This window comes from Kribbella sp. NPDC026596, from assembly GCF_040638415.1.
Taxonomy (GTDB): domain Bacteria; phylum Actinomycetota; class Actinomycetes; order Propionibacteriales; family Kribbellaceae; genus Kribbella.
The window spans coordinates 1-8,529 of the sequence record NZ_JBEZYF010000131.1 but is presented as its reverse complement, the minus strand read 5'-3'; the positions used below and the strand labels follow the sequence as shown (position 1 = coordinate 8,529).

General features: G+C 68.3%; 7 protein-coding genes and 1 pseudogene. 5 read left to right on the top strand and 3 right to left on the bottom strand.

Features of this window, described 5'->3' with window-relative positions; genetic code table 11:
• The 3 genes from acnA to AB0E63_RS45725 all read left to right on the top strand — a co-directional run.
• On the top strand, positions 1-2,062 hold a 2,062-nt coding region (gene acnA / locus AB0E63_RS45735), incomplete at its 5' end, for an aconitate hydratase AcnA (RefSeq protein WP_360380988.1).
• 76 nt (positions 2,063-2,138) lie between these two features.
• On the top strand, positions 2,139-2,708 hold the full coding sequence (locus AB0E63_RS45730; RefSeq protein WP_360380985.1) for a HEAT repeat domain-containing protein: 570 nt from the start codon (positions 2,139-2,141) through the stop codon (positions 2,706-2,708).
• 59 nt (positions 2,709-2,767) lie between these two features.
• Positions 2,768-4,408 (top strand): alkaline phosphatase D family protein, encoded by a 1,641-nt coding sequence (locus tag AB0E63_RS45725; RefSeq protein WP_360380983.1) that lies wholly within the window; start codon positions 2,768-2,770, stop codon positions 4,406-4,408.
• Here AB0E63_RS45725 and AB0E63_RS45720 read toward each other — a convergent pair.
• Positions 4,405-4,821: an HIT family protein gene (locus AB0E63_RS45720; RefSeq protein ID WP_360380981.1), complete on the bottom strand. Its 417-nt coding sequence runs from the start codon at positions 4,819-4,821 to the stop codon at positions 4,405-4,407. The genes AB0E63_RS45725 and AB0E63_RS45720 overlap by 4 nt on opposite strands.
• Positions 4,821-6,728 carry a Na+/H+ antiporter gene (locus AB0E63_RS45715; protein ID WP_360380978.1) on the bottom strand — a complete coding sequence of 636 codons (1,908 nt, stop codon included), beginning with the start codon at positions 6,726-6,728 and terminating at the stop codon, positions 4,821-4,823. Before AB0E63_RS45715 ends, AB0E63_RS45720 begins: the two co-directional genes overlap by 1 nt.
• Positions 6,729-6,843: 115 nt before the next feature.
• Between AB0E63_RS45715 and AB0E63_RS45710 the strand changes: the two are divergent.
• Both AB0E63_RS45710 and AB0E63_RS45705 read left to right on the top strand, forming a co-directional pair.
• Positions 6,844-7,083: pseudogene (locus tag AB0E63_RS45710) on the top strand (hypothetical protein); the annotation flags it as partial.
• Between the two features lie 82 nt (positions 7,084-7,165).
• Positions 7,166-7,906 (top strand): hypothetical protein, encoded by a 741-nt coding sequence (locus AB0E63_RS45705; protein WP_360380975.1) that lies wholly within the window; start codon positions 7,166-7,168, stop codon positions 7,904-7,906.
• On the opposite strand, the gene AB0E63_RS45700 is transcribed toward AB0E63_RS45705, so the two are convergent.
• Complete coding sequence (locus tag AB0E63_RS45700; protein WP_360380972.1) at positions 7,885-8,379, bottom strand: DUF402 domain-containing protein; 495 nt, start codon at positions 8,377-8,379, stop codon at positions 7,885-7,887. The two genes, AB0E63_RS45705 and AB0E63_RS45700, sit on opposite strands and share 22 nt — an antisense overlap.
• Positions 8,380-8,529 lie beyond the last annotated feature (150 nt).

Below are 8,529 nucleotides of genomic sequence, written 5' to 3'. Positions count from 1 at the left end.
CCCCAAGGTCGTGGGCTTCAAGCTGACCGGCTCGGTGCCGGCCGGCGCCACCGCGACCGACGTCGTACTCACCATCACGCAGCAGCTGCGCAAGCACGGCGTGGTCGGCAAGTTCGTCGAGTTCTACGGCGAGGGTGTCGCGGCGGTCCCGCTGGCGAACCGGGCCACGATCGGCAACATGAGCCCGGAGTTCGGCTCCACCTGCGCGATCTTCCCGATCGACGACGTCACCTTGGAGTACCTGCGGCTGACCGGCCGCAGCGACCAGGACGTCGCGCTGGTCGAGGCATACGCCAAGGAGCAGGGCCTGTGGCACGACGTGTCGGTCGAGCCCCGCTTCTCGGAGTACCTCGAGCTTGACCTGTCCACGGTCGTCCCGTCGATCGCCGGCCCGAAGCGGCCGCAGGACCGGGTCTCGCTGAGCGAGTCGAAGGAGGCCTTCCGCGGCGCGCTCGCCGACTACGCCACCGAAGAGCTGGACGTCGACCCATCGGAGACCGGGAGCTTCCCGGCCAGCGATGCGCCGAACGGCCACGGCAACGTGAACGACGAGCCGCACGTCCCGCACGGAGGTCCCGGCCGGCCGTCGAAGAAGACCAAGATCACCATGAACGGCGCCGAGACCGAGCTCGACCACGGCCACGTCGTGATCGCCAGCATCACCTCCTGCACCAACACCTCGAACCCATCGGTCATGCTCGCCGCCGCGCTGCTGGCGAAGAACGCGGTCGAGAAGGGCCTCGCGTCCAAGCCGTGGGTGAAGACCTCGCTCGCGCCCGGATCGAAGGTCGTCACCGACTACTACGAGAAGGCCGGCGTCACGCCGTACCTGGAGAAGCTCGGCTTCCACCTGGTCGGCTACGGCTGCACCACCTGCATCGGCAACTCCGGCCCGCTGCCGGAGGCGGTCTCGGCCGGTGTCCAGGAGGCCGACCTGGCGGTCGTGTCGGTGCTGTCCGGCAACCGGAACTTCGAGGGCCGGATCAACCCGGACGTCAAGATGAACTACCTGGCGAGCCCGCCGCTGGTGATCGCCTACGCGCTGGCCGGGACGATGGACTTCGACTTCGAGACCGATGCCCTGGGCCAGGACACCGACGGGAACGACGTGTTCCTGAAGGACATCTGGCCGGCCGCGGACGAGGTCGAGGCCGTGATCGCGACCTCGATCAACAAGGAGATGTTCGCCAAGGACTACGCAGACGTGTTCGCCGGTGACGAGCGCTGGCAGTCGCTGCCGACGCCCGAGGGCAAGACGTTCGCCTGGGACGCCGAGTCGACGTACGTACGCAAGCCTCCGTACTTCGAGGGGATGGCGAAGGACCCGTCGCCGGTCACCGACATCGCCGGTGCCCGCGTCCTGGCCAAGCTGGGCGACTCGGTCACCACCGACCACATCTCCCCGGCCGGCTCCATCAAGGGCGACAGCCCGGCCGGCAAGTACCTGGCCGAGCACGGCGTCGACCGCAAGGACTTCAACTCCTACGGGTCGCGGCGCGGCAACCACGAGGTGATGATCCGCGGCACGTTCGCGAACATCCGCCTGCGCAACCAGATCGCGCCGGGCACCGAGGGTGGCTTCACCCGCGACTTCACCCAGGCCGACGCGCCGGTCACCACGATCTACGACGCGGCCCAGGCGTACGCCGCCGACGGGACCCCTCTTGTGATCCTGGCCGGCAAGGAGTACGGCTCGGGGTCGTCGCGGGACTGGGCCGCCAAGGGTACGGCGCTGCTCGGGGCGAAGGCCGTGATCACCGAGTCCTTCGAGCGCATCCACCGGTCGAACCTGATCGGCATGGGCGTGCTGCCCCTGCAGTACCCGGACGGCGAGAACGCGGAGTCGCTCGGCCTGACCGGCGAAGAGACGTTCGACATCACCGGCGTGACGGCGCTGAACGACGGCGAGATCCCGCGCACCGTGCACGTCAAGGTCACCTCGCCCGACGGCGCCGAGCAGGAGTTCGACGCGGTCGTCCGGATCGACACCCCCGGTGAGGCCGACTACTACCGCAACGGCGGCATCCTGCAGTACGTGCTCCGCTCGCTGATCGCGAGCTGACACACCTGTTCGGAGAAAGGCCGGGTCCTCAGTGGACCCGGCCCTTTCTGTCGGTGTGGGGCGCTTTACTGAGCGCATGGCCAAAGAGCGGGACGCGCCGCGCGAGATCGTCCGGGCTGCCTGTGCCGAGTATGGCGAGGACACCGTCATCGACTGGTGCGTTGCGTTCCTCACCGAGGAGATCTCGGGGGAGGACGCGTACGGCTCTGAGCTGCCGAAGCTGGTCGCGATCACGGGCAGTCCCAACCCCGGCGGCTGGTCCGCGCCGGTCGACCCGGTGAACTACTACTGGATCAGGGTCTGGGCCGCTCGCGTCTTCCTCTACGTCTGGCGTGATGACGTGGTCGACGCGCTGCAGGTCGCCGCGCGGGATCCAGCGTGGCGCGTGCGCGAGCATGTCGCCCGGCTGACCGCGCAGCGAGAGCTGGGTCAGCTCGTCGACGCTTTGCTACCCGACCTCGAGCACGAGCTGCCAAGAGTCCGCTCGACGGCCGCCCGCGCGGTCGGTGCCGCCGGCGAGGCCGAGCACGCCGAAGCCCTCCAGCAACTCCTCGACGACCCGGAGCTCACCGTCCGGGTCGCGGCCGAGAAAGCCCTGGCCCGCTTGGAGAAACGGCTCGATCGCAGCTTCGATCGGCAGACATAGTCACCCGCTGGCCATCTGCACGACAGCCGCCGCACACCGTGACCGGGAACCGTCGGCGCATGGAGACCTCCCGTAGATCCGTCCTGAAAGCCGGTCTGGCTTCCACTGCGGCTGTGGCCGGCCTGACCTCGACTCTGACCACCCCGACGACCGCGGCCGCGACGCCGGTCCGGCAAGACCCGTTCACGCTGGGCGTCGCCAGCGGTGACCCTTGGCCGGACGGCTTCGTCCTGTGGACCCGTCTCGCCGTCGACCCGATCGCCGCCGACGGCCTCGGTGGCATGCCAAGCCGTGCGTACGCCGTGCAGTGGCAGGTCGCGACCGATGAGCGCTTCCACCACGTAGTGAAGGCCGGCGTCGCTGTTGCTCGTCCGGAGCACGCGCACGCCGTACATGTCACTGTGCAGGGCCTTCATGCGGGCCGTGAGTACTACTACCGTTTCCGCGCCGTGGGCTTCGTGTCCCGCACTGGCCGGACTCTGACCGCGCCGGCCCGTGGCTCCATGCCGCGGGAGCTGGCGATGTCGTTCGTGTCCTGCTCGCAGTTCGAGCACGGCTGGTTCACGGCGTACCGGCGGCTGGCGCAGGATCACCCGGATCTCGTGCTTCATCTGGGCGACTACCAGTACGAGTACACCAAGAACACGTACGTTGCGCCCGGCGGGAACGTCCGTGATCACGACGGGCCGGAGACCACCGACCTGGCGTCCTACCGGCAGCGGCACGCGCAGTACAAGAGCGATCTGGACCTGCAGGCGGCGCACGCGGTCGCGCCGTGGCTGGTCGTGTGGGACGACCACGAGCTCGACAACAACTGGGCCGACGAGGTGCCGGAGAAGCCCGAGGACGGGTTCCTCGCGCGCCGGGCCGCCGCGTTCCAGGCGTACTACGAGAACATGCCGCTGCGCGCGTCGTCGAAGCCGCGCGGCATCGACATGCAGCTCTTCCGGCGGGTGAAGTGGGGTGAGCTGGCAACGTTCCACATGCTCGACACCCGGCAGTACCGCGATGATCAGGGCTGCGGTGACGGATACAAGGACTGCCCCGCCGCGGTCGACCCGAAGCGGTCCATCACCGGCGCACGGCAGGAGAAATGGCTGCTCGACGGGTTCCGCCGGTCCGAGGCGCGCTGGGACATCCTCGGCCAGCAGGTCTTCTTCGCCCAGCGCGACAACAACGCGGGCCCGCTGAAGGTGACCTCGATGGATTCCTGGGACGGGTACGTCGCCTCCCGCGACCGGATCACCCGCGGGTGGGTGGATGCGCGGGTGCGGAACGCCGTCGTACTCACCGGTGACGTGCACGCCCACTGGGCCTCGGACCTGAAGCTGAACTACGACGACCCGACGTCAGCGCCGGTCGGATCGGAGCTGGTCTGCTCGTCGATCACGACCGGCGGCGACGGCGCCGACTCCGGCACCACCGCGCACCCGTGGCTGACCTGGAACCCGCACCTCCGCTTCCAGAACAACCTCCGCGGCTACGTGAACACCACCATCACCCGCGAGTCGATGGTCGCGGACTTCCGCACCGTCCGCGCAGTCCAAACCAAGGACGCCGAAGTATTCACCCGAGCCTCCTTCACCATCGAAGACCGCAACCCCGGCCTCAACCTAACCACCGACAACCCACCAACAGCCGCCCGCACTCTCACCACCGCCCCAGTCGACACAGTCGCCTGGGAGACAGCGCGCCCTTAACCGGCGAGGGCGGCTCGTAGTTTGCCGGCGTACTCGGCGGCTTCGGCGTCGTCGGCGTACTTGGTTCGGGGCCAGAAGAAGCCGCGCAGTCCGTCCCCCTTCGTCCGTGGCACCACGTGCACATGGAGGTGGGGGACGGACTGTGACACGACGTTGTTCACGGCAACGAATGATCCTTGGGCGTCAAGTGCGGTGCGGACAGCCGACGCCAAGGATCGTGCGGCGCCGAACAGTGGGACCATCAGCTCGTCCGGCAGTTCGATCAGGGTCGGCACATGCTCGCGCGGCACGATCAGCGTGTGCCCTTTGAACACCGGCCGTACGTCGAGGAACCCGACGACCTCCGGGGTGTCCAGCACGATCTGCGCCGGCGTCGTACCGGCGATGATGGAGCAGAAGAGACAGTCCGCCATCAGCCCAGCTTCTCGTCTACGAAGCACCAGCGCCAATTCTCGCCGGGTTCGAAGCTGCGCATGACCGGGTGCTGGGTCTCGTCGTAGTGCTTGCTGGCGTGCTTCATCACCGAGGAGTCACAGCAGCCGACATGCCCGCAGCCGAGGCAGAGCCGCAGGTGGACCCAGGTGCCGCCGTCGGCCAGGCACTCCTCGCAGCCGTCGGGCGTGTTCGGCGCGACCACGATCGGTGCCTGCTCGAGGTGGTCGCAGGCGCCGCCCGGAAGCATCTTGATCCGCAGGTCCTCCGACCGCCCGCCGACGTCGTCGTCCTCGTCCCGATCCAGGATCGACTCCTCGATGTCGAGCGCGATCTGCGCCCGCTGCAGCACCTCGTCGGCGACCAGGCCGGCGTCGCGAACCTTGAGGATGTGCTCGCGCTCAGCCTCCAGCATCGCGATCCGCAACCGGCGATAGGCCTCGCTCGGCGTCTCGTACTCGCTCTCCGGCCGGCCGAGGCGCTCCCACGCGGCCTGCGCCCGGGCCTCGCCGCGCTGCCGGAGCAGGTTGACCACCTCGGGCGGGTCGTCGGGCGAGACGATCTCCTGGAGTTTGTCCTCCGCCGCGCGATGCGCACCTTGCAGTACGGCGGCCTCCTGCAGCGCATCCTCCGCCGGATCCGGTCCGGGCAGGCGCAGCCAGCGTACGAGCCAGGGCAGCGTCGAGCCCTGCAGCAGCAACGTGCCCGCGGTCACGGCCAGCGCGATGAACACGAGCACTTCGCGATCCGGGGTGCTTTCAGGGAGCGTGAAGACCGCGGCCAGCGTGACCACGCCGCGCATCCCGGCCCACGACACCACGACCAGGGCCTGCCATGACACCGGCCCCGGCCGGGACGGACCGAGGACCCGCCGGGACAGCAGCGTGGTCGGAATGAGCCAGATCGGTCGGAGCAGGACGACGGCGGCGAACACCGCGATCGTCGACGCCGCGATCAGCCAGGCCGGCAGCGGGCTCTCCGCCACGTCGTCGAGGATCCACCGGGTCTGCAGGCCGATCAGCAGGAAGACCGTGTTCTCGAGCAGGAACTGGAACGTCCGCCAGTTGGTCCGCTCCGACATCCGCGACTTGGCCGACTGGATGATCGGCGCCTTGTGCCCGAGCACCAGACCGGTCACGACCACAGCCAGTACGCCGGACGCGTGGATGTAGTGGTTCTCCGCCGCGATGTAGGCGATGAACGGCGCGGTCAGGCTGAGCGTGGTGTCGAGCACCGGGTCAGTGAACCGGCGGCGGATCTTGGCCAGCACGATCGCCACGATCAGGCCGATCGCGACACCTCCACCGGCCGCCCGAAGGAAGTCCAGCCCGACGTGCAGCACGGTCGGCGCGACCACTGCGGCCGCGAGCGCCGTACGGAGACAGACCAGGGCCGTGGCGTCGTTGACCAGACTCTCGCCCTCGAGGATCGTGACGATCCGGCGGGGGAGTCCGACCCGCTTGGCGATCGCGGTCGCGGCCACCGCGTCGGGTGGCGCGACGACGGCGCCGATCGCGAACGCGGCCCAGAACGGGAGCGGCTCGTGGCCCTGGGCTTCCGCGACCACGCCGAGCAGCCACCAGGCGACCACGCCGACGCCGAAGGCGGTGAACACGACCAGGCCGACCGAGAGGAAGCCGATGGACCGGCGGTGCTTGGAGAAGTCGACCCAGCTGGTCTTGATCGCCGCCGAGTACAGCAGCGGCGGCAGGAAGCCGACCAGGACAACCTCGGGCTCGAGTTCGACCCGGGGCACGAACGGCAGGTACGACGCGGCGATCCCGATGACCACCAGCAGCAGGGGAGCCGAGATCCCGAGTCGCCGGGCCAGCGCGGCCCCGGCCGCGACCACGGCGACGAGGGCTACGACCTCGATCGCGATATGCACGAGGCACAGTGTCGCAGCGTCGGCGCGGTTTGGTGCCCTCGGTTCGCCGTGAGCGCAGCCGGGATCTGGTCAGTGCGGGCGTGGTCCTCTAGCGTGTGCGGAGCGGAATTCGTCGATCACTGGGGGTGACTGTTGCACTGTCTTCCACAGTCATGGCTGGGGTGGCAGCCGGACCAAGGACCCGGGCGCGTTCAAGGCCTGGCTCGACGCGGGATTCGGCGTACTGAGTTTCGACCAGCGCAGCTTCGGCGAGAGTATGGGCGTCGCCCATGTGATGAACCCGGACTACGAGGGCCGCGACGTGGTCAAGCTCGTCGACCTGGTCGCCGGCCTCGACTGGGTGACGAAGCAGTCGCCGGGTGATCCGCTGATTGGTGCGATCGGCGGGTCGTACGGCGGCGGGTACCAGTCGGCCCACGGTCCCGCAGCATCTTCCGGTGCTGTTCGGTCAGGGGATTTCGGACAACCTGTTCAACCTCAACCAGGGCCTGGCGAACTTCGATCGCGCGCTGACTCCGCAGGCCCGGGCGCGATCGATTTTCGTCGGGTACAACGGTGGTCATACGCTGCCGAGCGTCGTACCTCCTGGCTTCGCGACCGCTGGTGATCCGTGCTCGATCGCACTGGGGTCGCCGAACTTCTCGGACCTCGCGGTGCGCTTCATGACTGCGAACCTGCTCGGCAAGGCGACCGGACTGTCCGGCTTCGGCGTCTATCACCTGTCGACCGCGGATGGTCGTTGCCTGACACAACGGAATCTGGCGCCGAACCAGCGGATCGCACTCGGCAGGATCCTCACCCCGACGGGCGCCGGCTTACCGCTCAACCTGAAGATCGCGGCCGGGCCGCTGACCGTCGCTGGAACACCACGGATCTCAGGCAAGGTCTACACGCTGGTCCCGGACTCGGGCGCCTTCTTCGCGCTCAGCGTCGGTACCAACCCGCTGACCGCCAAGGTCGTACAGAACAACACGATGCCGCTTCGGGAGAAGCGCGTCGCCAAGGGTGTCCAACGCACGGTCGAACTCCCTGCGATCGCCGTCGACGTACCCGCCGGGCAGAACCTCTACCTCACCGTCACCCCGGTCGCGGACATGTTCGCCGGCCAACGCGGCCCGCTCCCCGGCGCGATGCTCCTGAAGAACGCGACGCTGAGCTATCGAACCCTGTCGAGATAAGTCTTGTAGACGGACAGAAACGGCTCCTCCGTCGCGACCGCGCCGACCAGCCGGTCACAGGTCTCCTGCGCCGTCGCGATCACGTCGGCCGGATACCCGTACTTGACCTGATGCTCGGCGAACTCGTCCTCGTCGTCGACGAGCACCGTCCCGTCCCGCTTCTTGATCACGTCCAGATCGAGATCGATCATCGTGACCACGTCCTCGGAGAACTCCACCGGCGTGGTGATGTCGCAGTAGATCTCCGTCGACCGCGGCTCGTCGTTGAAGATCGCCGTGAACCACTGGTCCCGCGGGAACAACTGCACATGAGCCTGCTCCTGCGTCACCACCGGCTCGTCCCCGCGCTGCGACACCGAGTTCGCCGGCGCGCCCAGCCACACCCCGAACTCGTCCTCCCCGAGATACCGCATCCACTGATGCCAGTGCAGCTTCTCGTCGAACTTCCGATAAACCACCCGAACATCACGCATAGCCCCAAACCTATCGTTGCGGGGGTGCGCGGCCGTTCCACAAACTGGCTCTTCACAGTTGAGCAGGCCGGCGCCACCTTCGGGGCGCACCGTGGTCCGCGAAGATTCGGGGTCGCTGGGTGGTTGTGGGCCGCTGGTCTCAGCTGGATG

Bases quoted from the DNA above. Each gene is read 5' to 3' on its own strand.
- AB0E63_RS45720 (WP_360380981.1), bottom strand. From the start codon at position 4,821: ATGGCGGACTGTCTCTTCTGCTCCATCATCGCCGGTACGACGCCGGCG.
- AB0E63_RS45700 (WP_360380972.1), bottom strand. From the start codon at position 8,379: ATGCGTGATGTTCGGGTGGTTTATCGGAAGTTCGACGAGAAGCTGCAC.
- AB0E63_RS45725 (WP_360380983.1), top strand. From the start codon at position 2,768: ATGGAGACCTCCCGTAGATCCGTCCTGAAAGCCGGTCTGGCTTCCACT.
- AB0E63_RS45730 (WP_360380985.1), top strand. From the start codon at position 2,139: ATGGCCAAAGAGCGGGACGCGCCGCGCGAGATCGTCCGGGCTGCCTGT.